Below are 23,268 nucleotides of genomic sequence, written 5' to 3'. Positions count from 1 at the left end.
CTCTTTCGACTTAAACACAGTTTGAAGCATGGATTTACGGGACGGGTTTTCGTCCTTCGTTGTTTTAAATGGTTAACAAAGCGTATCAAAAGAAACTAAATCAATGTTTAAAGATGACTAGTTATTGCTAGCTCTTAATCCTATTATGTCGGCATTTATGCTGATTGGCAATCAAACTCTAGCTAGAGATCAAGCGCGTTGTAGGAAATATAGGTGGGGATCAAAGCATTTCTTCTTGTTTATGGAATGCTAGTACTTCTAACGAGCAAAAAGTAAAACCGATTATTAGTAGCGATAGCTACAATTCTTCTTTTATAAATTAAGGATTTATCAAGACTTTAACGACTGCATAGTGTGCTTAGGACTACAAAACTATGCCAACTTACACAAATCTCCGAGGTTTTCACTAAGAATCAGGCATTGTGCCAAATGTAATCACTTAAACCTCCAAGGTTTTGGTCAAAAGGTATCAGTCCTGTTAAAAATCTTCGAGCAGCCATTCAGAAGCACGCTCACCCAGTTCGAGGGGAATGCTAACGGCTTTGCCCAAGCGTGGCCGATCGCGAGTCTGCTGAATCGCCATTTGCACCTGTGCCCCACTCCCCCAGGCTTGTAAGTGGGTGGCGACTTCATCCAAATGCTCTATATATTCTGCCTCGGTTAGTGGAAAGGACACTTGCTCCAGATACTTCCACATGACCAGAAACAAGATTTTGCCTTGAGTGCGCCGTAGCTGAATGTCGTAGGAGCGTCCCCATTTGTCCAGCAAGAGTTGGCGTAAGTCACGTCCGGTCATAGTGCCGCATATCCTACAACTCCTTTCAGATTCACAGGCGGGGCTACATGCTGCAAGGGAAAAGGCCGACTTTCCTGCGATCGTTAATATTTTGTATAAAACCGACAACCCTCTACTTAGCTATGATGCTAGCGTCAAGAAATGTAATAATCTTAGTTGCTTCCTCAGAAACGCGATGAGCCGCTCTGTGAGACGATTGTTACAGCGTTTGGTGTGCCGTGTCTGCAAGAGGGGCAGATAGCTGATCCACTGGAGCGCAGACCCAGTTTAACGCTCAAAGCTTATAGCGTTCTCCAAACCCTTCTTCAAGCCCTTTCTTAACAGAACTATACGTAGTCATGACACAAATTTCTGGATCTTCGGATGTGCCCGATCTTGGGCGTAGGCAGTTCATGAACCTTTTGCTGGTCGGTTCGGGAGCCGTTACCGTTTTGGGGATGCTGTATCCGGTTGTGAAGTACTTTATTCCGCCTTCAAGCGGTGGTGCTGGTGGCGGAGCTACTGCCAAAGACGCACTGGGCAACGATATTCTGGTGAGTGATTTTGTTGCGAGCCATGCCGCTGGTGATCACGTTCTGTCTCAAGGGCTGAAAGGCGACCCTACCTACATTGTCATTAAAGAAGATAAAGCCCTGGCTGACTTTGGGATCAACGCTGTTTGCACCCACCTGGGCTGTGTTGTGCCCTGGAATGTGGCTGAGAACAAGTTTAAGTGCCCGTGTCATGGCTCTCAGTACGACAGCAACGGCAAAGTGATTCGAGGCCCCGCGCCGTTGTCCCTGGCGTTGGCTCACGCAACGGTTGCAGATAACAAAGTCAGCTTTACTCCTTGGACTGAGACAGATTTCCGCACTGGAGAAGAACCCTGGTGGTCTTAGCCTTGGCGGGTTTAGATAGGTCGATCGTTTGCTGAATGTCCTTTGCTCATGACACGTTCGTTACAGATGAAAAAAAATCCTTTAGAGAGATTAGTAGCTACCGTTGGACTTTGCCGCTCTACCGCTGTAGCGTTGCTGGCGATCGCGGTTTTTCTTACAGGTAGCCTATCGCTGCCGCAAACTGCCTCCGCTTACCCGATTTTTGCGCAACAGGCTTACGAGAATCCCCGTGAGGCAACGGGTCGAATTGTATGCGCCAACTGCCATCTGGCTGCAAAACCAACCGAGGTTGAAGTGCCTCAGTCCGTTCTGCCCGACTCCGTGTTTGAAGCTGTCGTCAAAATTCCCTACAATCCTGATGTGCAGCAGGTTGTTGGCGGCGGTGACAAAGGCCCTCTGAACGTTGGGGCTGTGCTGATGCTGCCCAAAGGCTTTAAGATTGCACCCGAAGATCGCATTCCTGAAGAGATGAAGGAAAAGGTACAAGATCTTTACTTTCAACCTTACAGCGAAGACAAAGAGAATATTGTCGTCATCGGCCCGTTGCCCGGTGAACAGTATCAAGAGATCGTCTTTCCCATCCTTGCGCCTGATCCGAAAACCGATAAATCGTTGCGATTTGGCAAGTATGCTGTGCACGTGGGTGGCAATCGCGGTCGCGGGCAAGTCTACCCCAACGGTGAGAAGAGCAATAACGCCGTCTACAACGCTTCGGAAGCGGGCACCATTACAAAAGTGGCAAAGCCAGAAGACGGCGGCTACGAGGTGACGATTCAGATGGCTGACGGTAAAACGGTAGTCGATACGATTCCTGCTGGGCCTGACCTGATTGTTTCGGAAGGGCAGGACGTGAAAGCGGGAGATGCGCTAACCGTGAATCCAAATGTGGGTGGGTTTGGTCAGGCCGATACTGAAATTGTTTTACAAAACCCCGATCGCATCAAAGCTCTGGTAGCCTTTTTTGGTGCGGTGATCCTGTCTCAAATTATGCTCGTCTTGAAGAAGAAGCAAGTCGAGCGTGTGCAAGAGGCTGAGATGAATTTCTAGTCCTTACACAGATTTGCCTCCGGACAAGCTTTGTCTCCGCACGCGTTTTGTTTCTAGACAATACAGTTCTTTTGAAGGGATGGGCGATCGCCTGTCCCTTTGCTTTTTACGGTTCCCCGTCTTCTTGCTGTGCTCCAGAGATTACCTTACGCTTATTTAGAGCGTTGGTGTGACAACAAAGCTTCAACCGAGGTTGCGGTTTGAAACTGCTCCCAGGTTGTAGCGATAAAGCTGACACGACGAAGACGCTGACTGACGATCGGCTGCGGTAATGGTTCTAAGGGAGATAGTTCTAGCTTGCAATAACGGTGTTCGCTTTTAGCCTCTCTGGGGTTGTCAGGAAAAAGCTCCCAATGGTAGGCCTCGCGAATTTGGTTGACATGAGCGTAATAGTTGATGGCATAGGCTTCTGCGCCAAAGACTTTTGTTTGGTAGAAAGCCAGCCACCGAGGAGGCCAGTAGCCCTGCTGTTTCAGCGTTTCAACTGGAGCGATGGGAATCCGGTACCAGTGTTGGAAGCAAGCGATCGCCCAATCGCTGGGGTTGTTCATCACAACTACAAGCACTTCACCACGGTGAGTCATTCGTTAGGATGAGTAGAGGCAAGGATGTGCATAGACTCTAGTAAGCCCCGTTTCGGTATGAGGTTGACACGTCGTTCGTTGAACTTCCTGCCTGACCGACGATCCGCTATTCCTGAGATTACGTTAATATTAGTTAACATCGATAGAATAGTGACACACTCCGCACCCCTATAAAAGGAGGACAAAACCCGGTGAATAAGCGGTGGAGAAATGTTGGACTGTATACGCTACTGGCGATCGTGGTCGTCTCTTTAGCAACAGCGTTTTTTGATAATAAACCTCCCAGTCGGGAAACCTGGCGCTACAGCCAGTTTATTGAGAAGGTGCAAGAAGGCAAGATTGAGAAAGTGCGGATCAGCGCCGATCGCAGCGTTGCAGTGGTGCAAGATGGCAACAACCGCATTGTGGTTAACTTGCCGAACGATCCTGAACTCATCAACATTTTGACCTCTAATAAAGTTGATATTTCGGTTCTACCCCAGACAGACGATGGGTTTTGGCTCAAGGCACTAAGTAGCCTATTTTTCCCGGTCTTGCTGCTGGTGGGTTTATTCTTCTTGCTGCGTCGTGCTCAGAGTGGCCCAGGCAGTCAGGCCATGAACTTTGGTAAGTCCAAAGCCAGAGTGCAAATGGAGCCACAGACCCAGGTAACGTTTAGTGACGTCGCCGGGATTGACCAGGCAAAGTTGGAACTGAGCGAGGTGGTGGATTTCCTTAAGAACGCCGATCGCTTTACGGCTGTGGGTGCCAAAATTCCCAAAGGTGTGCTGCTCGTTGGGCCTCCAGGAACAGGTAAAACCCTTCTGGCTCGTGCAGTCGCGGGTGAAGCAGGCGTACCTTTCTTCTCCATCTCTGGTTCTGAGTTTGTGGAAATGTTTGTGGGGGTGGGCGCTTCACGGGTGCGTGACCTCTTCGAGCAGGCCAAATCCAACGCACCTTGTATCGTGTTTATCGATGAAATTGATGCGGTTGGTCGTCAACGCGGTGCTGGCTTGGGTGGTGGTAACGATGAGCGAGAACAGACCCTCAACCAGTTGCTGACTGAGATGGATGGCTTTGAGGGTAATACGGGCATCATCATCATTGCGGCAACGAACCGTCCTGATGTGCTGGATGCGGCCCTTCTGCGTCCTGGTCGCTTTGACCGTCAAGTGGTGGTCGATCGCCCAGATTACGCGGGTCGCTTGGAAATCCTCAACGTGCATGCACGCGGCAAAACGCTGTCGAAAGATGTGGATCTGGAAAAGATTGCGCGTCGGACTCCTGGCTTTACAGGTGCAGACTTGTCTAACTTGTTGAACGAAGCCGCGATTCTAGCCGCTCGTCGTAACCTGACCGAGATTTCGATGGACGAAGTGAACGACGCGATCGATCGCGTCCTTGCTGGCCCTGAAAAGAAAGATCGCGTTATGAGCGAGAAGCGCAAGGAACTGGTGGCATACCACGAAGCAGGCCACGCTTTAGTGGGCGCATTGATGCCCGATTACGATCCAGTGCAGAAAATCAGCATCATTCCACGCGGTCGTGCAGGTGGGTTAACCTGGTTTACTCCCAGCGAAGATCGAATGGATTCGGGCTTGTATTCGCGCTCTTACCTGCAAAACCAGATGGCTGTTGCCTTAGGTGGTCGAATCGCTGAAGAAATCATCTTTGGCGAAGAAGAAGTCACCACAGGTGCTTCAAACGATCTCCAGCAGGTGGCTCGTGTGGCGCGTCAAATGGTAACTCGGTTTGGCATGAGCGATCGCTTAGGCCCCGTGGCGCTGGGTCGTCAGCAGGGCAACATGTTCTTGGGACGCGACATTGCGGCTGAGCGGGATTTCTCCGAAGAGACGGCTGCCGCGATCGATGATGAGGTTCGCAATCTGGTTGAACAGGCGTACCGTCGTGCAAAGGCTGTTTTGACTGGCAACCGTCATGTGCTAGACCATTTGGCCGCGATGCTCATTGAGAAAGAAACAGTTGATTCTGATGAACTTCAGGAACTGCTGGCGAATAGTGATGTGAAGATGGCTTCGATCGCTTAGCGTGTTTACAGCTTTCAACGCTTAATTAACGGGTTTAAGGTGCTCTTGGCGTCTGCCAGGAGCACCTTAATGTTTGGCTATCAACGCTTGGGCATCGCCATGTATTGATTGAGCCATGCCTGACAAACCCCTTGAAGTACTGGATCGTCCAGTTCAATTTCAATCCGAATAGTTTTACAGCGATGAGATAGTGATTTGGCGATCGCTTCCAGAAGTTGGCTGGCCTGCTTGGGTGACGTGAATTTACCCTTCACGATCGGTGGTTGAGAAGGAACTATCGTTGTAACCTTTGTAGGTGCTGACTCTAATAGCGCGATCGAGCCTGATGCGCCAGCTTCTGGCTGAAGCTTGAGGAGTTGTCCATTTTGCGGATAACCGGATGCTCTTTTGCTTGCAAACGGCATAGAGTCAGACTCTTTGGGATCGGCTCGATGCGCCAGGTGAGACGATTGGGAAGTAGTAGTGCGCATCGCAGATGCCAGCACTTTAGGCGTTGCAGGGGCATCCTGTGGCGACGATTCTTTACCAGCGACGGACGGTTGAAGCGCCCCTTTTTGAGCGGATAGCCAGCCGGATGCCGTTTTCTTAGCCAGTTCCAGATGTTGAGTGTGATTGGCGTCCAGGGGTGCTGGTACTTGCTGAGCGGGCGCAATCGCTTTCAGTTGCTCTTTGGCTCCGTTGGTAGGATTGTCTCCGTTAGTGTAGTTGGCCTCGCTGGTGTAGTTGACTGAAGCATGGGTTGTACCATGCTCAGGTAGATAGCTCATGTCTGCTTGCGTCGTGCGTACATGAACAACGCGATCGCGCAGGCTAATGCGTTCTACCAAATGGCAGCTTAGCAGCACAAAGCGCCAATGCCTGTGGACATCGGGCTGTACAATGACGAGCGCTAACTGCCCGTGATGGAGCACTAAATTTCTCACGTCACCAACAGGAGTCCTGGACTTATCTAAAACGGTAAAGTTGTCCAACCGCTCCTGTAGTGCTTTCATTTTGTCTCGCAACGATCGAAGGCGATGATTGGTTGCCGTCAAGGGGGGTGATTTTTCTGATAAGGCGTAGTTCATTGGCTAGTGACAACCTCGTGAGCAACGACAGCGATTGAGCGACAACTTGAGATAGGCCCTGACGAACAGCGTAGACACCTTGCGTTTAGGCTTAAACGGCAACTGTAACCCGCCTTTGTCTTGATGGCAGTTTGGGTTCGTTTAATCACACTTGGCTGATCATGCCGCTATCACACATTCTGTGATGAATCAATGGGTTATTCAACCGTAAAGCGCAACTTCGAGACTCTAGCATCAGCACCACTGCTGAGAATCTGCTCCTTGAGCCTAAATCTTGTGCGAACGTATGCTGGAACAAAGCGACTGTGTGTGAACGAATCATGACTTCTCAAGACTGGCATGCTCTTCTACAACGGTTTCGTGCGATCGCGGTGATTCGTGCGCCACAGTTTGAGGTGGGCTACGAAATGGCAAAAGCAGCAGCAGTAGGAGGCATGCGGCTCATTGAAATTACCTGGAATAGCGATCGGGCCTCGGCGTTGATCCACACACTGCGCCTGCATCTGCCTGATTGCACCATTGGCACGGGCACCATTCTGGATGAAGCCCAACTCCAAGTGGCGATCGCGGCAGGTGCCCAGTTTGTCTTTACGCCCCACGTTGCCCCCAAGCTGATTGAGCGTGCCGTTGCAAAGGCGGTGCCCATTATTCCTGGCGCACTTTCCCCCACTGAAATTGTGAGTGCATGGCAGGCTGGGGCTAGCAGTGTGAAAGTCTTTCCGGTGCAGGCATTGGGCGGGGCAGCGTATATCAAAAGCTTGCAAGGGCCACTGGGTCAGATTCCGCTGATTCCAACAGGTGGTGTAACGGTAGAAAACGCTCCGGCATTTTTGGCGGCTGGCGCTGTGGCAGTGGGGCTTTCAAGCCATTTGTTTCCCAAGCAAGCTGTTGAGGTGGGAAATTGGGACGCGATCGCGCAACAGGCGGCTATTCTGGTGTCGCGTCTTCAGCCAAACGACGATGAGCGAGATGATACTGCCTATGTTTAGACGATATTGTGGAACTTGGATGCTAGCGTTTGTGATTGGTTTCGGATCATCCCAGGCGATTGCACGCTCAGCACCGAGCCTCATCGCACGGAGTGATGTAACCGTCGCAACGGTGCGCCACTTGCATAAATCCAACCAACGATGGATTGAAATCAATCTTTCCAGTCAGCGATTAATTGCTTGGGAAGGCAGAAAGCCTGTTTATGCCATTTTGGTTTCAACAGGCAAAGCGGCAACGCCAACCCAGCCTGGAGTCTTTGCCATTCAAACCCGCGATCGCTATGCCCACATGAAAGGCCCTGGCTATGATGTGAGTGATGTCCCTTATACGATGTATTACAGCGGTAGCTATGCCATTCATGGAGCTTACTGGCATCGGCGGTTTGGGAGACCTGTAAGCCACGGCTGTATTAATTTGGCGGTGAACCATGCCCGCTGGCTCTTTAACTGGGCGCGGATTGGTACGCCAGTCATTGTCCGCCGATGACATCACTTTTTGCCTCTTCACTGCTGATTAGCCCCATTCTCATCAAGGTTGCTCATGTTTCTTCCTCCTGGTTTTGGACAACACTCCCTGATTACTTCCCTCGGCAAAATGGTTTACTACACGGCGGATGCTCCGCCCTGGGATGGTAGCGAACTGCCCATGCTCGTATTCTTTCATGGGTTTGGCGGTGGTTCCTCTGCCTATGAATGGTCGAAGGTGTATCCTGCCTTTGCAGCGGAGTATCGCGTTCTAGCTCCCGATTTGATCGGCTGGGGGCGATCGGAGCATCTAGAGCGGGGCTATCAGGTTGAGGATTACATCACAACGATCATTGAGTTCTTAGAGCAAATCTGTGATGGGGCGGTACCTGTAGTGGCCTCATCGCTTACAGCGGCGATCGTTATTCGGGCAGCGATTCAGCGGCCAGAGTTGTTTCAATCCCTCATTCTGACCACCCCAGCGGGCCTATCTGATTTTGGCTCTGATTATACGCGCACGTTTTTTGCCCAATTGGTCAGCACGCCTGTTCTCGATCGCGTGCTCTACAGTACGGGTATTGCGGTGAGTTGGGGCATTCGCAACTTTTTAGAGAAGCGCCAGTTCGCCCGTCCTGAGCGGATCTTCCCTGAAATTGTCGAGGCGTATCTGGAGTCTGCTCAACAGCCCAACGCGGAGTACTCAGCCCTGTCGTTTGTGCGAGGCGATTTGTCGTTTGATCTGTCGCTCTACATGCCGCAGTTAACGGTGCCGACAGCGATGATCTGGGGCAAGCGATCGCAGTTTACAGGCCCCGATATTGGTAAGCGATTGGCAGATCTCAATCCTCAAGCGGTGCGTGCCCTTCAGGTGCTAGACGATGTGGGGCTAACCCCTCAACTGGAATTACCCGCCGTGACGATCGCCCTCATCCGGCGCTTTCTTAAGCTGCTGAAATGAGCCTAGACGATGAACCGGCCATTACGCACCAACGCGAACATCAATGACATACAGATCTGAAAAATCGTAGGTAAAACCTTCAAGCTCGATTTTGGTGCCTGTTTTAATCTTGTTATTACCCAACAAGGGGCCATTCTTGGTCATGTTGGCATCACCCGCCACCGTGACGAGAAAATCCTTGGTGAGTGCGGCTTCTGGTCTAGGATCTGGTAATGCTTTCAGGGTGCCATTGGGCTGTGGTACTGCGACATTTCGAGGCAGTTCTCTCACGGTCTTGATGGTAATATCGCCAAAGGGCTGATTCCGAATGATCAGACTCGTTTTACCACCTTCTTTGAGCAACGTTTTGGGATCTTGAGAGCCAACGCTGCGAATGACCACATCGACCTCAACGGGTTTAACGCTGGCACTGAGTTGAGCGCCGGTGATGCTGGGCAGCAAAACGCCAACAATGACCAGCAGAATGACTAAGGCTGCGCCAATATCCAACACGCTGACTTTGCCAAACAACCGACCTTTAGAGTCCAGAATAGCCATGAAATTTGCCTCGGCGATCGCCACCACGACGCATTGAACGTCGGGCTACTTGAGAAAGATCTCTCAGTTACATCGGTCAGTTTACACGAGAGACTGCAACGCGAACTGAGGAATCCTGTGCAAGATTAGCATGACGATGGGAGTAGCAGCTATATGTATGGGGAATGGGGAGTGGGGAGTGGGAGAGACAGGGGAAGCGGGGGCGGGCGATCGTGTAAGTTTTAATTGGACACACTCCAAAGCATTCGTTATCAAAGAATCTTCAGCAATATGGCAACTGTTCGGTTAGAGGGCATTACACGGCAGTTTGGTAGCGCTGCGCTGGGTAGGACGACAACGCGTGTAGCGCCGTCTGCTGGCATCGCTGATATTACCTTTGAGGTTCCCGATGGGGAGTTTTGGGTATTGGTAGGGCCGTCTGGTTGCGGTAAATCGACGATTCTCCGGACGATCGCAGGGTTGGAGAAGGCAACGTCTGGGGCTTTGTATATTGGCGATCGCTGTGTCAACGAAATTCCAGCGCGTCAGCGGGATGTGGCGATGGTGTTTCAAAACTATGCGCTTTATCCCCACATGACGGTGGCAGACAATCTTGCCTTTGGGCTGCAAATGCGACGGGTGGAAGTTCAGAAGCGGCAAGAACGAATTGCCGAAGTTGCGAAAATGCTTGCGATCGATCATTTACTCGATCGCAAGCCAGGGCAATTATCGGGTGGGCAGCAGCAACGAGTCGCCTTAGGACGGGCGATCGCTCGACAGCCTCAGGTATTTTTGCTAGATGAACCGCTGTCCAACCTGGATGCCCAACTGCGAGATGAAACGCGGGCTGAACTCAAACGGCTCCATCAGCAAGTAGGCATTACGACGATTTACGTGACGCACGATCAGGTAGAAGCCATGACTCTGGCTGATCAAATTGTGGTGTTGGATCAGGGACGCATTCAGCAAATTGGCGATCCTCAGACGATTTACACCCGTCCTTCCAGCCGCATGATTGCGACATTTTTGGGCAGTCCACCCATGAACGTTTTGCGATCGGTCTATGATGATGCAGCATTTCAGGTCTATGGACAACGCCTGCCTTGCCCAGAACCATTGCAAGCAAAGCTACAGCCGATCGCGGGACAACCCTACGACCTTGGCATTCGTCCAGAACATCTTCAGTTCGGTGCCAAATCGGGTCATCTTCAGGTCGAGATCAGTGTGGTTGAACCGTTAGGACGAGAGGTTTTGGTACGTGCCCAATTGCCGACGGACTTGTCTGCTCAAACTCAGGACATTGCCTTTCAGTGCCGTCCTGACCAATGCCCTCGCGTGGGCGATCGTGCCTATGTAACGCTGGACTTAGACCAACTTTTTGTGTTTGATGTCGAGACGGGTAAAACGTTAGTGCAGTAAGGCGGAGGGCAGAAGGCAAATGTGGCGTTGGTTTTAGCGGTCAGCCTTCAGCGGTCAGCCTTGAATTTAAAGCTGAAAGCTAAGCCAGAATCATTTTCACAAATCAAATAAGGATCGCTAGATAAGCAGCTAGACCACTGCAATGCACTCGATTTCGACAAGGACATCTTTGGGTAGGCGAGATACTTCCACGCAGGCGCGGGCAGGTGCGATCGCCTCTTCGAAATGGTTTGCATAAACCGTATTCATCGTTGCGAAGTCATTCATATCTTTCAAGAACACAGTCGTTTTTACCACATCCGCCAGCGTTGCACCACCCGCTTCTAAAATCGCTTTGAGATTCGCAAGTACCTGTTCGGTTTGCGTTGCCACATCGGTTCCCACAATCCCACCTGTGGTAGGACTAAGAGGAATTTGCCCTGCCAGAAAGATCAAACGACCAGTAGCGGCGATCGCCTGGTTATAAGGGCCTACGGGTGCAGGGGCAGCATCGGTACGGATAATTTGGCGGGACATAGTAGAAAAGTTTTGAGTGGGATGAGGGATGAAAATTTTTGAGTTGAAAGATAAGAACTTGAGTTGGAAGATAGGAATGAAGAGTGAAAGGAGGTTTGAGTTTTAGCCTTTAACTTTACTTTTCCCCTGTTGCCTCCCTTGCTTCCTCTGCCTCCCTTGCGTCCCCACTCCCCCTACACCATTGGTCTCATCCCATAGTGCCGATAGCGCCAATAGTCGCGCAGGATGCGATCGTGGTCAAAGCAGAGATTGGTAGGGATGCGCCAGGATTCAAACACGTCTAAATGTTTGGCATCGTCGCCTGCTTGGGGTGTGCCTTGGGCGATCGCTAAAAATACAATGCTGAGCGTATGTTGGCGTGGGTCACGGTTGGGGTCGGAATAGACGTGAAACTGTTCCATGAGTTCGACCTGTAAGCCCACTTCTTCCTCTGCTTCGCGTTTGGCGGCGGTTTCGACGGCTTCTCCATAATCTACAAAGCCCCCTGGAAGTGCCCAGCCAAGGGGAGGGTTGAGCCGTTCAATCAGGACGATCGGGCGTTGGGGGCGATCGCTCAGTTCAATAATGATGTCAACGGTTGGAGTGGGGTTACGGTGTGCCACAGGCAGGTCTTTCATCCGATAGGTTTTAACCCTGGAACACCATGATAGAGTCAAACCAACGCCGATCGCACGTCAACCCTCTCACTCAACGTCATGACTCGTCATCCCGACTCCAACTTCTCTGTCTCGTCATCCAGAGTGAGCGGTATTCTCCTGCATCCTACGTCCTTTCCCAGCCGCTTTGGCATTGGCGATTTAGGTCCCCAAGCGCGTGACTTTGTAGATTTTTTGGTTGAAACCGGGCAACAGCTTTGGCAAGTGCTGCCGCTGGGGCCGACGGGCTTTGGAAACTCGCCGTATATGTGCTATTCAGCGATGGCGGGCAATCCGCTGCTGATTAGCCCAGAGCGTTTGCGGGATAGCGGGATGCTCAGCGAGGCAGACTTTGCTGACTTGCCACACTTTGCAGACGATCGCGTCCACTTCGATCAGGTTGCTCCGATTAAAATGGCGCTGCTAGAGAAAGCCTGTGCCAATTTCAAAAACTATGCCAGTGCGGAGCAAAAACAGCATTTCACCGCTTTTTGTGAAAGCAAAGCCTGCTGGTTGGATGACTATGCCCTGTTTATGGCGCTGAAGCAAACTCAAGACGATTCAAGCTGGCATACGTGGGAACCCGCGATCGCGCAGCACAAACCAGAAGCGCTGGAGCAATGTCGCCGTCGCTTACCTGCCGAGATTTTCTACCACAAATACCTGCAATACGAGTTTTTTCACCAGTGGGCTGACCTGAAGCATTACGCCAACGCCAAAGGCATTGAAATCATTGGCGACATCCCCATTTATGTAGCTCACGATAGCGCGGACGTGTGGGCAAACCCCGAAAACTTCTGCCTGACTGAAGAAACGGGCGAGCCTGCACTCATGGCGGGTGTGCCACCCGATTACTTCAGCGCGACGGGGCAACTGTGGGGCAACCCGGTTTACAACTGGGAGCATCTACAAAAATCCGATTTTGCTTGGTGGATAGGGCGTTTTCGCGCCATGTTGGATTACGTTGATTTGATCCGCATTGACCACTTCCGGGGGTTTGAAGCGTTTTGGGCCGTTAAACAAGGGGAAGAAACGGCCTTAAACGGCGAGTGGATAGAAGCTCCGGGCCACGAATTCTTTGAAGTGTTGCGCGAAAAGTTGGGCAAACTGCCAATTTTGGCGGAAGATTTGGGCGTGATTACGCCTGAAGTGGAGGCGTTGCGCGATCAGTTTGAATTTCCAGGTATGAAAATACTGCAATTTGCCTTTGGTTCCGATCCGGCCAATCCGTTTTTGCCGTTTAACTACCCCCGTCGCTGCGTGGTTTACACGGGCACTCACGACAACGACACGACGCTAGGTTGGTTTAACCAACTGTCTGATTACGAAAAAGGCAACCTGGTGAACTATCTGGGCAGCATCAGTCCTGATGGCATCCAGTGGGATCTGATTCGGCTGGCGTTAAGCTCGATCGCCAACTTCGCTATCACTCCTCTACAAGATGTTTTGGGGTTGGGCACCGAAGCACGCATGAATTTTCCCAGCGTGGCGGAAGGTAACTGGCAGTGGCGCTATCATCCGGGTGCCTTGCATGGAGAGTTGAGCGATCGCCTCAAAACCCTTACCAAACTCTTTGGTCGCGCTCCCGTAACTTAAAGCCCGTACCATAAAAACAGGCTACAGTTGGGTTATTGAAGTTGGCTCAGCAACCAGGCTCCAGCTTGTGCCTGATCGGTTTCCTGACTGCGACGAAGGGTTTCTTCTAACAAGGCGATCGCCAACCCTGGTAGCACTTGTGAAACATCAATCCGCTTGCTACCCTGATCGGCGACGCTGTACGCCAGAATTTGCGCCTTCTGGACATCAACTACCCAGTATTCGGAAACTTGCAAATCCTCATACAACAACCGTTTTGTACCCTGATCAGTCAACAGTGAGCTATTGGCAACTTCGATCGCCAAATCTGGAGCGGGATAGCGATCAAGGTCAATAATCGACGTGCCGCGCGGGATCAAGCGTGCCCGCTCCCCCACATAGTACGAAACACCTGGCTGGCACTCCCGACTCCCAACTTTGCGATAGGTGCCGTTATCTCTAGCAGTGAGGGGAATGCCTTTATGAATGGCAACAAGCTCACTGCTGCAATGATCATCGCGTGATCGCATGAATGGTCAGAGCCGACTGGTAGCATCTCAATCCTCATCTGTCCGTCGCGTAGTAATCCCTTCGCCTTTTCGCACGCTGGGTCTTCAATCTGCTTGATGTAGTCGTCCCACGATGCAACAACCCAAACATCGGTAGGAACTGAGTTTGTACAGTACTCATCGGTGCTCCTTTGGCGTTTACGGCAGCGATACTACTATTGATCCTAACGGTTCACGTAGAAGTCAGTGGGTGGTTAGAAGGATCGATGAATGAGTAGCGCTTTCACATCACTCACTATGGATCATTATCAACCAGTGCCCATCCCAAGCGCGTTGGCTGTTCGTAGATGCGCTTGAGCGTGTTGACATCGCGGGGCGAAATGGATGGCGGGTGCCGCACTTGAGAAAAGTACATCACATCCGTTTGCGATCGACTGTGCCCCCAAATGCCGAGCGCGTGGCCCAGTTCGTGCCGTGCAGCAGCCTGAAGGTACTGGGTCGCTTGGTCAGGACGAAGCTGCATGGTGTAGCGAAGTGCCAGTGTTGGTTTTGATGCTGGATCTTTAAGAGAGCCTTGAATGTACACCTTGTAGTTCGTAACCGCCGATCGCGCACGCCCAAGCCGCAAAATCGATCGTTCTCGCTGTTCGCCTGTTGCCTCCTGGCTGGTTGAGGTTTCAAGCTGTAACGATGGGGGCGATCGCAAGACGGCAACATTGGCACCTTCAAGCTGCTCGACCTGTTCTAACGGAAGATACCGATTCCACTCTTGCACAGCTTGCGAAACCGCCGTAATCCACGCCTGCGATCGCTGGGCGGTAAACGGACTTGCCAGTTCTGTAGCGGTTGGCGGTTGAATATAAACGGTTATCGGAACGTGAGACCAGACCAGGTAATTGACCGGAACCACTTCAATCTGGTCAAAATAGTCACCCGCTTGAGGAGCGCTCCACTGAGCCAGAGTGGGCGGCAAAGGGTGAGCTTGTAATGGGAAATCGGGAGCAGGCTTTTGGGCGATCGTTTGTCTGTTCGCGTTGAAAGCTGCTGTCAGTGGCTGTTCCGATCGTGCTAGCAGAGGATGCACCAAAAGCACCAGCGCGATCGCTCCAACGGTCATTGCCAGAAGTGAACAGCTTGTGATGACTTGGGGTAATAGTTTCAGCCACCACTGCCGCACCAAACCAGGCAATCTTCTCAGAACCCGTTTCCAGTTCATTAGCCTCAAGAATCTAGTTTTGTTTCTGTAGGGACGTTACATGTAACGTCCCTACAGCAGATCTATTTCGCTAACCAGTTTGCGCTCAAAACGACCGTCAGCCCCATGAAAACGACCGTCAGCACCCAAGTCACACGGTTCAGCGTGGTTTCAGCGCTCTTAGTGCTGGTAAAAAGCTGCGCCTGTCCGCCCAAGCCGCCTAACCCATCCCCTTTGGGACTATGCAACAGTACCAGCACAATCAAACCGAGAGCAGAAAGCGCCCAAATTGCTTCCAGGACATAGTTAAGCGTCATCGTGAAACCTTTCGTGCGACAAAGACAAAATTAAGATGATGAATCTAGATGCCGGACATCTAGCCTAACGTTCATTTTACAGTTCACAGCCTCTAGACTGTAAACTTCTTCCGCGATCATGCCCATCATCCCGCAAAAACCGTGGCGATCGAGCGCTTGAACGTGGTTAAGACGCTTTGATTTGAGTGCGCTTTCCTAGTGCCACGCAGATGATGACTCCTGCCGCAAAAAATACGGTAGTCATCGTTAAGTGCTCACCCAGCAAGAGAGTTGAAGCCACAATGGTCAAAAACGGTTGCAGTAGCTGCACCTGCCCCACACGAGCTACACCGCCGAGATATAGCCCCTGATACCACGCGAAAAACCCAAGAAACATGCTAAAGACGCTGATGTACAGGAAGCCCAGCAACGCACCGGGGGCAATAGATGAAGGATGAGAGGGCGCATGTTGCCACACGATCGGCAGCAGTACCGGGGTTGATAACAGCAACGCCCAGCAAATCACTTGCCAAGAGCCAAATGTACGTGACAAAACCGCGCCTTCCGCATAGCCTAACCCCGCTGCTGCGACCGCACCCAGTAACGCCAGATCTGCCAACCGCAGCGATCCTCCCCCCGATAGCAGCGCAAACCCAATGACCAACGTGCTCCCCAAACCTGCAAAGATCCAGAAAGGTAAGGATGGACGCTCATCGGCCCGCCACACGCCACACAAAGCAGTCGAGAGTGGCAATAGTCCGGTAATGACGGCTCCATACGAAGCGGGTGCATCTCGCATGGCGATCGCAGACAGTAACGGAAACCCAATAACCACACCAGCGACAACCAGGCAAAATTGAGGCAGAAATCTGAGCGGTGGGATGGTTTGCCGCGTAATGACAAGCAGAATGAGCGACAAACCTGCCGCCACGATCGCGCGACCCAACCCCACAAACACCGGATCAAACCCTGAAACAGCCATGCGGGTTGCTGGCAGCGTCAGGCTGAAAACCAGCACACCTAAAAAGCCGTAGAGAAACCCCGCCAACTCTTTCTGAGACTGTGAGCGGATCATTCTGCTGCCTCTTGTACGTCAGTCCTCGCAGATCACGTCGGGAAGACACACAGACTAACCAACGTAATCACGTAGCGCCGATTTTACTCAACTCTCTTTCTAGGGCATTCCTCCGATCGGGCTTTAGTTTGAGGTTCTATCTATTCAGAGCGTTTGACGCGATCGATCTCACGCTGCAACTCCTCAATTTGACGACGCAACTCATCCACTTCGGTTTGAGATTGGGCCGTGCTAGAAGTAGTGCCTGAGGGGACTTCTACCGACCCTTCAGCGCCAGCGCGAGTGTAGTTGCCCTGGCGAATCTGCCGATAATCGTCTGAAATCGACCATTCGCGCAGAAAATGCACCCGCTCAACCGTGAAGGGATGGGTGAGAAAGATGCCAGTTGAAAGATTGTTATAGAGGAAAAATTTGTAGACCTGGTTCAGCCCGTCCTGATCTAGCTCTTGATAGCGTTCTGACTGCCGCATGAATTCATCCAGACTTAGTTCGTGGGCGTACTTGCTACTACCGCCTGCGACTTTCATCATGCTGTGCAGCACTGGAGACAGGTCATCTGTAACCAAAAGGGCAGCGCGATCGGCAGAAAGCTCAGCCTTACGCTTCCATTCGGCAAACGCCAGCAGCAGCCCTGTTGTCACCAGATTGCTCAACCCAAACGTGCGCTCTGCCAGACCGGAAATAATCTGGTTGACCCACAGCGCCATTCTCACCAATGTGGTGTGACCGCATTTGATGTGCCCCAGCTCATGAGCAATCACCGTCCGCAACTCGTGCTCGTCCAGCAAATCCAGCAGACCACTGTTGAGCACCATGCTGGGAAATTCTTGCCCTAGCGCCAACGCATTCACAAACGGATCTTGGGAAATGAACAAAACAGGCTCAGGATGCACATCCAGATCGCGGACGCATTCTCGAAAAATTTGGTAAATGTTTGCGTATTGACGAGGGCCTACCTGAATACTGTTGCCCATTTGATAGACGAACTGCGGACGCTCAGATAGGAACTCAACGAAGGTGCGCGCCACTAAATCAAAACCAGGGACGCTACGCAGCGCTTGTTCGGCTTGGCGATCGAGCGGATGCCGAAAGGCTTCACTAGAGATTCCGGTGTAGGTAGGCATGGGAAAAAAAGGATAAAGGCTGGAGGACAACGTTAGAGCGAAGGAACGTATGAAGATTGCGGCGGTTTCCGAACTCTTGCTTCTTTCTCGTTAGCGTCGTCTCCAATTTAGCCTTTTACTCTTATCCTTTAGTCTTTTGCAAGTCTTCTGTTTTTTTGTATCGTATTAGCCTGTTTAATGGCATCGACTCACCCATAATCATCACAACGTTTACTCGCGTTAAAGCTATGGCTCGATTACGCCTTCCCCTGTCAGTCGTGATGGCGATCGCGGTTGTCACGGGTGCTTTACTGCTTGGCTCATCGGTTTTAGCAAGTCCCTGTCCTGTAGGTGCTTTTGGTAGCTCTAATGGAGTGGGTGGTCCAAGAAATCCAAACGGCTCGGACGGCCCCAATAGTTCAGATAGAGCGAGTTCTAATGGAATAGACAATTCTGGAGACTCTTCTCGACGGGCTGATAGTTTCAGTGGTGGTAGAGAGGTTGACTTTGCGAGTGATTTTAAATGGCAGAGCATAACCAACGCCGAGTTGGCTGGCTTTGGGGCAATTGCAGGGCTGTTTACGGTTGCGATCTTTTACAGAGTCCGCCACAATCGCAGGCTGCCACCTTCTGAAGCTGCTCTTTGGAGCAAGCATCCTTTTCTCGAACATCCAGAGCTAGTTCTAGCGCTGGTGCCCCAAGAAGCCTGGTTGTCTGCGTTTGAGGCTGAGTTTGTGCCAACACGCTGGTAACCTGCATGATGGTCAGGTGTGTGTTTAGCTGAAGTTTTCTTTCCTGTTTTCTCCTTGGTTGTGTGCGGAAATGACCCTCTGACAGAAATGTTGGAGGGCTTTTTATGGGGGAATAGGGTTGAGGCGTAGGGTGATAGGGTGTAGAAAAGGCTAAGCGCTAAAAGCTAAAAGGATAGTTTATGCGTAGACGACTGGTAACATCGCTGATTTGCCTGACAGTAGTAGTGTTTAGCGGTGAGCGTGGAGGTGCCTTTCCCTACCCCGATCGCGCGAAACGGGGCATGGTCGTCTCGGCGCATCCACTGGCGAGTGAAGCAGGTCTAGCAGTGCTAAAACAGGGCGGCAATGCGATCGATGCAGCCGTCGCAACTACACTGGCAATCTCGGTGGTGGAGCCAGCATCGGCAGGACTTGGGGGCGGCGGCTTTTTGCTAGTGCGGTTGGGCAACACGGGCGAAGTGAAGGCATTGGATTTCCGCGAACGGGCACCTCTGGCAGCTACGCCCAAAATGTATCTAGATGCCCAAGGCAAGGTGCGCCCCAAGGCAAGTACAGATGGCTACCTGGCTGTAGGAGTACCCGGAACGGTGGCTGGACTGTATGACGTGCAGCATCACTACGGCAAACTGCCCTGGAAGACTGTCGTTGCTCCCGCGATCCAGTTGGCAGCGAAGGGGTTTCCGGTGAGTTGGCGGCTAGCAGACGCGATCGCCCAGCAAAAAACGCTTCAGCAAAACCCTGCTGCCCGTCAGATTTTCACCCGTAATGGAACGCCCTTACAACCGGGCGATCGACTGGTGCAAACGGATCTGGCAAAAACTCTAACAACCATTGCCAACGATCCACAAAGCTTTTACACAGGCAAATTGGCAGAGACAATCGCGCGTGATATGTCTACCAATAAAGGGTTGATTACGCTGACAGATTTGAAACGCTATCATCCCATCTGGCGCGATCCGGTGTGCGGCAACTTTCGGGCTACGCGCATTTGCTCCATGCCGCCCCCATCATCCGGTGGAGTGCATCTGCTCGAAATCCTCAACATCCTGGGTGACACGGATCTTAACGCGATGGGGTGGCACAGTCCCGATGCGCTGCATCTCATGGTGGAAGCGATGCGGATTGCCTACGCTGATCGCGCTGTATATTTAGGCGACCCTGATTTTGTGAAAGTGCCTGTTGCTGCATTGATCAGTCCCACTTATGCCAAGCAGCGCCGCCAGGAAATTGACCCACAAAAGGCACGATCGGCCAGTCAGGTACGAGCGGCTGACCCAGAAACGCTAAAGCGGTTCGGCAAAGAGTCCCACGACACGAGTCACCTCAGCGTGGTCGATAGTGCGGGAAACGCGGTGAGTCTCACTTTTACGATCAATCTTGGCTTTGGCTCTGGTGTTGTGATATCGGGAACTGGAATTATCCTCAATAACGAGATGGATGACTTTGCGATCGCACCCGGTATACCCAATGCCTTTGGTCTGGTCGGTGGCGAGGCCAACGCGATCGCATCTGGTAAAACGCCGTTATCTAGCATGACTCCCACGATCGTCACAGAGAAGGGACAACTCCGTCTGGTCGCAGGCTCTCCGGGCGGTAGCACCATCATTACCACCGTGCTCCAAGTCGTGCTGAATGTATTGGTCTACGACATGAACGCGAGGCAGGCAGTAGCGGCTCCCCGGCTCCATCAGCAGTGGCTACCCGATCAGCTGATGGTAGAACGGCAGGGTTTCGATCGCCTCACGCTGGATGATTTACACCGTCGCGGCAACCAGATTAAAGAGCGTAGTAGCTGGGGTAATGCGGATGTGATCGTCCGTTATCCCGATGGCACTTTGGAAGGTGCTGCCGACCCACGTGGCGAAGGTGCAGCATACGGCTACTGAGCCTAATCAACGACTCGTAGTAAACCACGACGCAGGCGATCGAACACTTCGTTGAGTACTGCTTGCTCTTCACGGCTCAAATTTGCTAGTGAAACGAGCAACCGTTGATCAAGACGAGTAATGCGGCGAGAAGTCAGAATGCGGTCAACAACATCTTGAAGGGAGAGGGGCAACACTTGGGCTTCCATACGTTTAAGGGGCAACTCGATACTGTTAGTATGCAGCTGTCGCCCAGTCCGCCTGGTGATTGAATAGAGTCATGCCGTGTGACAATTTTGGCGATGAGGGGTGATCGTGATCAGCAATTAGTTATTAGCGGTCAGCTTTTGGTTGGTTGCCACGAGAATGTGTGTGCTTTTGATGTACGTACCATTAAGCAGTTTTTGATTGGTCAGCCGCAGTCTTTGTAGGATGGATAGCAGGATACAGGATAGCGAGTGTGGTGAATCCAAACGAAGATCGCTGTGAGTATGAAGGTTTACGTTTAAGGGGTTCAAAGCTGACCGTTGACCGCTGAAAGCTGAAAGCTGAAAGTCTTCATGCCTCTTACTCATCCAATAGCGCACTAACCGCATCCACTACCCGTTGGGCGGCTCCAGTGAAGAAGACGCGATCAAGCGTTTCTGGTGTATCGCTGGGCTGATGGTAGTGGGGATTGCGAAAGTTTGCGGTATCGCCTACCATCACAGCACCAATATTTTTGGCCCAAAAGGGTGCGTGGTCACTCCGCAGCACGTCTGGAGTCAGCAAGCCTTTGAAGGGAATGGGTACTGTGATGACGGCTGGCAGATTGGATACAGATGGGTTCGACGTGGGTACTTGAAACGCCTTCAGCAGTGACAAATGCTCCTGATCGCCAACAACGCCCAGAAAATCACCCCGATCGCCCAACGGCTGCACAGGCAGACCTTCGGGATACTTCTGACAACCCGCTGTATGGCAGGCGTACCCCATCATCTCCAAATTCACCACGCCCGCGAGGTTCGCCAAATTTTTAGGACGCGCTGTGAAATTGAGACTGCCGATCAAGCCTGCCTCTTCACGATCGAAAAACGCAATCCATAGCGGGCGTTGAGTTGGGCGGGAACCTAAAAGATGGGCAATTTCGAGCGTGGTGGCGATCGCGCTCCCATTATCGTCAGCACCGGGCGATCCGTTCACCGTGTCGTAGTGGGCATCCACCAAAATTGCCCCTGCGTTGGCATTCGTGCCGGGACGCTGAGCGAAGACATTCATACCACCTTCAAAGGCTTGTAGCTGGGGTTTCCAGCCAAACTCAGTCAGCGTTTTGACTAAATAGCGACGGGCACGATCGCGATCACTTGCCTGGTATCGCTCAAAGTTCAATGCCTCAATGTGCTGGAAGAGGCGTGTTGAGTCGATTTGAGGGGGTGGCTGTGAAGGGGAGGGGTGTAGGGTTTGGAGTGTAGGGTTTGGGGTGTGGGAAGAAACTGGAAGTGGTTGAGAAGAGGATAGGTTGCAACCAGTCATGACGACTAGCGCGATTGCCAGAAGAATCCTAAAAACCGAGCGCCCCATCACATTACCCCTTTAGCCTTCATCCTTTAGCCTTTAGCCTTCATCCCTCATCTCTTTCCTCACGCCCCTCCGTGCTCCACGACAAACACATTGGAGTAGAGGGATGCTGTAATCTGCTGTCCCTGCTGCGTCACAGACAGGTAGCGTAGCGCATCCTGAATGTAGGGATACACCCCTTTCCAGTAGAACTGTGAGTAGCTCTGGCGGAGATCTCCAGGCGTTTTGTAGCCCAGCGCTTTGTTCACTCCGGTTTCTTCAAACTCATAGAACAGCGCCGCAATTTTCTTCAAGTAGCGTGGGTCGCTGAGTTGTCCGATGAGATCTGCCGATCGCACCAATCCTGGATAGTGGCTGGTATCCTGATGGTCTCCGGCAGCAGGCACTGGGAAGCGAGTCAGTTCAATGTTGCGTTGGATGAGTTCGGTATCGAGTAGGCGATGTCCACCAAAGCGCTCGTCAATAAACAACTTGCCTCGATCGACATGGTACGGCGTAAGGCTAGCATCGGTGGCACCCGGCGGTAGCTCAATCATGGTGTCAGCAATCCCTGTAGCGCAAAGGCTGGCGCGATCGTCTCGGCATACTCCGCGCACGTAGCCGATGTCATGACACACCAGCGAGATAACGCAGTGCAACCAATCTTCTGGAGCCACGCCGCCCTCACGAATATGTTTACCGCGCAGAATTTCTTGCCCAACCAGTGTGACCAAAATAGTGTGTTCAATGTCGTGGTAGAGTGCATCGCTGTTGGCAATATTTTCCAGCGCCATGCCGCCAGCCCAGGCAATGATATCGGCATAGTCGGCTTTGAGGTTGCCGTAAGTACGTCGGTAGCCTGCCTTAAGCTGCTGTACAAAGGTACCCGTCAGGATCTCGGTCGCATTGAACATCGTTAAATCCTCCATCCTGCCCGCTTATCACGGACGTTGGATCAGCGTTTCATGTTGCTACTATGCCCCGATCGCCCACTTGATGAGGTGATAGTGAAGTGGGACAAGCGTGATTGTGCGGTAGAGAAGCCGTGATCGCGATCGGGCATCTTCTTGATCAAAGAACAACATGATATAAGGGCAAAATTTAGCCAAAGACAAGATGGGTAGGCACTACACGCGCTTGATACGAGTGATAAAGTGATATTATGATCGATCACGATCGCCTGTTCAAAGAACTCCTCTCTACTTTTTTCATCGAGTTTCTGGATTTGTTTTTGCAGAGATGGCAGCATCAATTGATCGAAACTCTGTACGATTTCTACCCCAGGAATATTTTGCCGATTTAACGACTGGCGAAGATAAAGTAGTCGATTTACTTGTTGAAGTGCAGCAGGCTGGGGCAGAAGCGGCCTTTTTGGTTCACGTTGAGGCACAGTCCTCTGTGGAGCAGACATTTGCCGAGCGCATGTTTGTGTAGTGCGATTCGTTCTGACGAAACCGTTAAGGGG

At 51.8% G+C, this 23,268-nt stretch carries 25 protein-coding genes; 11 read left to right on the top strand and 14 right to left on the bottom strand.

What is annotated here, in order from left to right:
- Positions 1-478: 478 nt before the first annotated feature.
- On the bottom strand, positions 479-796 hold the full coding sequence (locus AC5JLP_RS19645) for a DUF3067 family protein (RefSeq protein ID WP_496069634.1): 318 nt from the start codon (positions 794-796) through the stop codon (positions 479-481).
- Positions 797-1,134: 338 nt separating this feature from the next.
- On the opposite strand from AC5JLP_RS19645, the gene petC reads away from it, so the two are divergent.
- Both petC and petA read left to right on the top strand, forming a co-directional pair.
- Positions 1,135-1,674 carry a cytochrome b6-f complex iron-sulfur subunit gene (gene petC, locus AC5JLP_RS19640; RefSeq protein WP_496069633.1) on the top strand — a complete coding sequence of 180 codons (540 nt, stop codon included), beginning with the start codon at positions 1,135-1,137 and terminating at the stop codon, positions 1,672-1,674.
- Positions 1,675-1,722: 48 nt separating this feature from the next.
- Positions 1,723-2,721 carry a cytochrome f gene (petA, locus tag AC5JLP_RS19635; protein WP_496069632.1) on the top strand — a complete coding sequence of 333 codons (999 nt, stop codon included), beginning with the start codon at positions 1,723-1,725 and terminating at the stop codon, positions 2,719-2,721.
- 152 nt (positions 2,722-2,873) lie between these two features.
- Here petA and AC5JLP_RS19630 read toward each other — a convergent pair whose 3' ends face one another.
- Positions 2,874-3,305, bottom strand: coding sequence for a DUF8743 domain-containing protein (locus AC5JLP_RS19630; RefSeq protein WP_496069631.1), 432 nt, complete (start codon positions 3,303-3,305; stop codon positions 2,874-2,876).
- 191 nt (positions 3,306-3,496) lie between these two features.
- Between AC5JLP_RS19630 and ftsH3 the strand changes: the two genes are divergently transcribed.
- The gene (gene ftsH3 / locus AC5JLP_RS19625) at positions 3,497-5,332 is read left to right on the top strand and encodes an ATP-dependent zinc metalloprotease FtsH3 (RefSeq protein ID WP_496069630.1); all 1,836 of its coding nucleotides are present in this window, start codon (positions 3,497-3,499) and stop codon (positions 5,330-5,332) included.
- Between the two features lie 80 nt (positions 5,333-5,412).
- Here ftsH3 and AC5JLP_RS19620 read toward each other — a convergent pair whose 3' ends face one another.
- The gene (locus tag AC5JLP_RS19620; RefSeq protein ID WP_496069629.1) at positions 5,413-6,399 is read right to left on the bottom strand and encodes a hypothetical protein; all 987 of its coding nucleotides are present in this window, start codon (positions 6,397-6,399) and stop codon (positions 5,413-5,415) included.
- Positions 6,400-6,719: 320 nt separating this feature from the next.
- On the opposite strand from AC5JLP_RS19620, the gene AC5JLP_RS19615 reads away from it, so the two are divergent.
- The 3 genes from AC5JLP_RS19615 to AC5JLP_RS19605 are packed head-to-tail and all read left to right on the top strand — an operon-like array spanning position 6,720 to position 8,811.
- A complete protein-coding gene (locus tag AC5JLP_RS19615) occupies positions 6,720-7,388 on the top strand; it encodes a bifunctional 4-hydroxy-2-oxoglutarate aldolase/2-dehydro-3-deoxy-phosphogluconate aldolase (RefSeq protein WP_496069628.1) in 669 nt (222 codons plus the stop codon).
- A gap of 19 nt (positions 7,389-7,407) precedes the next feature.
- A complete protein-coding gene (locus AC5JLP_RS19610; protein ID WP_496069627.1) occupies positions 7,408-7,875 on the top strand; it encodes a L,D-transpeptidase in 468 nt (155 codons plus the stop codon).
- Between the two features lie 54 nt (positions 7,876-7,929).
- Positions 7,930-8,811 (top strand): alpha/beta fold hydrolase, encoded by an 882-nt coding sequence (locus AC5JLP_RS19605; RefSeq protein ID WP_496069626.1) that lies wholly within the window; start codon positions 7,930-7,932, stop codon positions 8,809-8,811.
- A gap of 21 nt (positions 8,812-8,832) precedes the next feature.
- Here the strand turns inward: AC5JLP_RS19605 and AC5JLP_RS19600 are convergent, their stop codons facing one another.
- Positions 8,833-9,348: a DUF4330 domain-containing protein gene (locus tag AC5JLP_RS19600; RefSeq protein WP_496069625.1), complete on the bottom strand. Its 516-nt coding sequence runs from the start codon at positions 9,346-9,348 to the stop codon at positions 8,833-8,835.
- Positions 9,349-9,618: 270 nt separating this feature from the next.
- On the opposite strand from AC5JLP_RS19600, the gene AC5JLP_RS19595 reads away from it, so the two are divergent.
- Entirely contained in the window at positions 9,619-10,746 is a 1,128-nt protein-coding gene (locus AC5JLP_RS19595; RefSeq protein ID WP_496069624.1) for an ABC transporter ATP-binding protein, read from the top strand.
- A 129-nt stretch (positions 10,747-10,875) separates the two neighbouring features.
- Here AC5JLP_RS19595 and AC5JLP_RS19590 read toward each other — a convergent pair whose 3' ends face one another.
- Both AC5JLP_RS19590 and AC5JLP_RS19585 read right to left on the bottom strand, forming a co-directional pair.
- Positions 10,876-11,262, bottom strand: a complete 387-nt coding sequence (locus tag AC5JLP_RS19590; protein ID WP_496069623.1) for a RidA family protein — start codon at positions 11,260-11,262, stop codon at positions 10,876-10,878.
- Positions 11,263-11,435: 173 nt separating this feature from the next.
- Positions 11,436-11,879, bottom strand: a complete 444-nt coding sequence (locus tag AC5JLP_RS19585) for an NUDIX domain-containing protein (protein ID WP_496069622.1) — start codon at positions 11,877-11,879, stop codon at positions 11,436-11,438.
- Between the two features lie 78 nt (positions 11,880-11,957).
- Here AC5JLP_RS19585 and malQ point away from each other — a divergent pair, with 78 nt between their 5' ends.
- Positions 11,958-13,493 (top strand): 4-alpha-glucanotransferase, encoded by a 1,536-nt coding sequence (gene malQ, locus AC5JLP_RS19580; protein ID WP_496069621.1) that lies wholly within the window; start codon positions 11,958-11,960, stop codon positions 13,491-13,493.
- Between the two features lie 32 nt (positions 13,494-13,525).
- On the opposite strand, the gene AC5JLP_RS19575 is transcribed toward malQ, so the two are convergent.
- The 5 genes from AC5JLP_RS19575 to AC5JLP_RS19555 form a co-directional block, all read right to left on the bottom strand.
- Positions 13,526-14,002 carry a Uma2 family endonuclease gene (locus tag AC5JLP_RS19575; RefSeq protein ID WP_496069620.1) on the bottom strand — a complete coding sequence of 159 codons (477 nt, stop codon included), beginning with the start codon at positions 14,000-14,002 and terminating at the stop codon, positions 13,526-13,528.
- Between the two features lie 274 nt (positions 14,003-14,276).
- The gene (locus AC5JLP_RS19570; protein WP_496069619.1) at positions 14,277-15,197 is read right to left on the bottom strand and encodes a matrixin family metalloprotease; all 921 of its coding nucleotides are present in this window, start codon (positions 15,195-15,197) and stop codon (positions 14,277-14,279) included.
- Between the two features lie 62 nt (positions 15,198-15,259).
- On the bottom strand, positions 15,260-15,493 hold the full coding sequence (gene secG / locus AC5JLP_RS19565; RefSeq protein WP_496069618.1) for a preprotein translocase subunit SecG: 234 nt from the start codon (positions 15,491-15,493) through the stop codon (positions 15,260-15,262).
- 166 nt (positions 15,494-15,659) lie between these two features.
- Complete coding sequence (locus AC5JLP_RS19560) at positions 15,660-16,547, bottom strand: DMT family transporter (RefSeq protein WP_496069617.1); 888 nt, start codon at positions 16,545-16,547, stop codon at positions 15,660-15,662.
- A 140-nt stretch (positions 16,548-16,687) separates the two neighbouring features.
- On the bottom strand, positions 16,688-17,671 hold the full coding sequence (locus tag AC5JLP_RS19555) for a M48 family metallopeptidase (RefSeq protein WP_496069616.1): 984 nt from the start codon (positions 17,669-17,671) through the stop codon (positions 16,688-16,690).
- Positions 17,672-17,898: 227 nt separating this feature from the next.
- Between AC5JLP_RS19555 and AC5JLP_RS19550 the strand changes: the two genes are divergently transcribed.
- Entirely contained in the window at positions 17,899-18,402 is a 504-nt protein-coding gene (locus AC5JLP_RS19550; RefSeq protein ID WP_496069615.1) for a hypothetical protein, read from the top strand.
- 179 nt (positions 18,403-18,581) lie between these two features.
- Positions 18,582-20,288 (top strand): gamma-glutamyltransferase, encoded by a 1,707-nt coding sequence (ggt, locus tag AC5JLP_RS19545; RefSeq protein ID WP_496069614.1) that lies wholly within the window; start codon positions 18,582-18,584, stop codon positions 20,286-20,288.
- A 2-nt stretch (positions 20,289-20,290) separates the two neighbouring features.
- On the opposite strand, the gene AC5JLP_RS19540 is transcribed toward ggt, so the two are convergent.
- The 3 genes from AC5JLP_RS19540 to AC5JLP_RS19530 all read right to left on the bottom strand — a co-directional run bounded on the left by AC5JLP_RS19540 (position 20,291) and on the right by AC5JLP_RS19530 (position 22,717).
- A complete protein-coding gene (locus AC5JLP_RS19540) occupies positions 20,291-20,476 on the bottom strand; it encodes a hypothetical protein (RefSeq protein WP_496069613.1) in 186 nt (61 codons plus the stop codon).
- 358 nt (positions 20,477-20,834) lie between these two features.
- Positions 20,835-21,779 carry a M28 family peptidase gene (locus AC5JLP_RS19535; RefSeq protein ID WP_496069612.1) on the bottom strand — a complete coding sequence of 315 codons (945 nt, stop codon included), beginning with the start codon at positions 21,777-21,779 and terminating at the stop codon, positions 20,835-20,837.
- 107 nt (positions 21,780-21,886) lie between these two features.
- Positions 21,887-22,717, bottom strand: coding sequence for an Npun_R2479 family HD domain-containing metalloprotein (locus tag AC5JLP_RS19530; RefSeq protein WP_496069611.1), 831 nt, complete (start codon positions 22,715-22,717; stop codon positions 21,887-21,889).
- Between the two features lie 325 nt (positions 22,718-23,042).
- Here AC5JLP_RS19530 and AC5JLP_RS19525 point away from each other — a divergent pair, with 325 nt between their 5' ends.
- The gene (locus AC5JLP_RS19525) at positions 23,043-23,237 is read left to right on the top strand and encodes a hypothetical protein (protein ID WP_496069610.1); all 195 of its coding nucleotides are present in this window, start codon (positions 23,043-23,045) and stop codon (positions 23,235-23,237) included.
- Positions 23,238-23,268: the final 31 nt, after the last annotated feature.

Source organism: Stenomitos rutilans (assembly GCF_059505485.1).
This window is presented reverse-complemented; position numbering and strand designations above follow the sequence as displayed.

Bases quoted from the DNA above. Each gene is read 5' to 3' on its own strand.
- AC5JLP_RS19645 (WP_496069634.1), bottom strand. From the start codon at position 796: ATGACCGGACGTGACTTACGCCAACTCTTGCTGGACAAATGGGGACGC.
- petC (WP_496069633.1), top strand. From the start codon at position 1,135: ATGACACAAATTTCTGGATCTTCGGATGTGCCCGATCTTGGGCGTAGG.
- petA (WP_496069632.1), top strand. From the start codon at position 1,723: ATGACACGTTCGTTACAGATGAAAAAAAATCCTTTAGAGAGATTAGTA.
- AC5JLP_RS19630 (WP_496069631.1), bottom strand. From the start codon at position 3,305: ATGACTCACCGTGGTGAAGTGCTTGTAGTTGTGATGAACAACCCCAGC.
- AC5JLP_RS19620 (WP_496069629.1), bottom strand. From the start codon at position 6,399: ATGAACTACGCCTTATCAGAAAAATCACCCCCCTTGACGGCAACCAAT.
- AC5JLP_RS19615 (WP_496069628.1), top strand. From the start codon at position 6,720: ATGACTTCTCAAGACTGGCATGCTCTTCTACAACGGTTTCGTGCGATC.
- AC5JLP_RS19610 (WP_496069627.1), top strand. From the start codon at position 7,408: ATGCTAGCGTTTGTGATTGGTTTCGGATCATCCCAGGCGATTGCACGC.
- AC5JLP_RS19605 (WP_496069626.1), top strand. From the start codon at position 7,930: ATGTTTCTTCCTCCTGGTTTTGGACAACACTCCCTGATTACTTCCCTC.
- AC5JLP_RS19600 (WP_496069625.1), bottom strand. From the start codon at position 9,348: ATGGCTATTCTGGACTCTAAAGGTCGGTTGTTTGGCAAAGTCAGCGTG.
- AC5JLP_RS19595 (WP_496069624.1), top strand. From the start codon at position 9,619: ATGGCAACTGTTCGGTTAGAGGGCATTACACGGCAGTTTGGTAGCGCT.
- AC5JLP_RS19590 (WP_496069623.1), bottom strand. From the start codon at position 11,262: ATGTCCCGCCAAATTATCCGTACCGATGCTGCCCCTGCACCCGTAGGC.
- AC5JLP_RS19585 (WP_496069622.1), bottom strand. From the start codon at position 11,879: ATGAAAGACCTGCCTGTGGCACACCGTAACCCCACTCCAACCGTTGAC.
- malQ (WP_496069621.1), top strand. From the start codon at position 11,958: ATGACTCGTCATCCCGACTCCAACTTCTCTGTCTCGTCATCCAGAGTG.
- AC5JLP_RS19575 (WP_496069620.1), bottom strand. From the start codon at position 14,002: ATGCGATCACGCGATGATCATTGCAGCAGTGAGCTTGTTGCCATTCAT.
- AC5JLP_RS19570 (WP_496069619.1), bottom strand. From the start codon at position 15,197: ATGAACTGGAAACGGGTTCTGAGAAGATTGCCTGGTTTGGTGCGGCAG.
- secG (WP_496069618.1), bottom strand. From the start codon at position 15,493: ATGACGCTTAACTATGTCCTGGAAGCAATTTGGGCGCTTTCTGCTCTC.
- AC5JLP_RS19560 (WP_496069617.1), bottom strand. From the start codon at position 16,547: ATGATCCGCTCACAGTCTCAGAAAGAGTTGGCGGGGTTTCTCTACGGC.
- AC5JLP_RS19555 (WP_496069616.1), bottom strand. From the start codon at position 17,671: ATGCCTACCTACACCGGAATCTCTAGTGAAGCCTTTCGGCATCCGCTC.
- AC5JLP_RS19550 (WP_496069615.1), top strand. From the start codon at position 17,899: ATGGCTCGATTACGCCTTCCCCTGTCAGTCGTGATGGCGATCGCGGTT.
- ggt (WP_496069614.1), top strand. From the start codon at position 18,582: ATGCGTAGACGACTGGTAACATCGCTGATTTGCCTGACAGTAGTAGTG.
- AC5JLP_RS19540 (WP_496069613.1), bottom strand. From the start codon at position 20,476: ATGGAAGCCCAAGTGTTGCCCCTCTCCCTTCAAGATGTTGTTGACCGC.
- AC5JLP_RS19535 (WP_496069612.1), bottom strand. From the start codon at position 21,779: ATGACTGGTTGCAACCTATCCTCTTCTCAACCACTTCCAGTTTCTTCC.
- AC5JLP_RS19530 (WP_496069611.1), bottom strand. From the start codon at position 22,717: ATGTTCAATGCGACCGAGATCCTGACGGGTACCTTTGTACAGCAGCTT.
- AC5JLP_RS19525 (WP_496069610.1), top strand. From the start codon at position 23,043: ATGGCAGCATCAATTGATCGAAACTCTGTACGATTTCTACCCCAGGAA.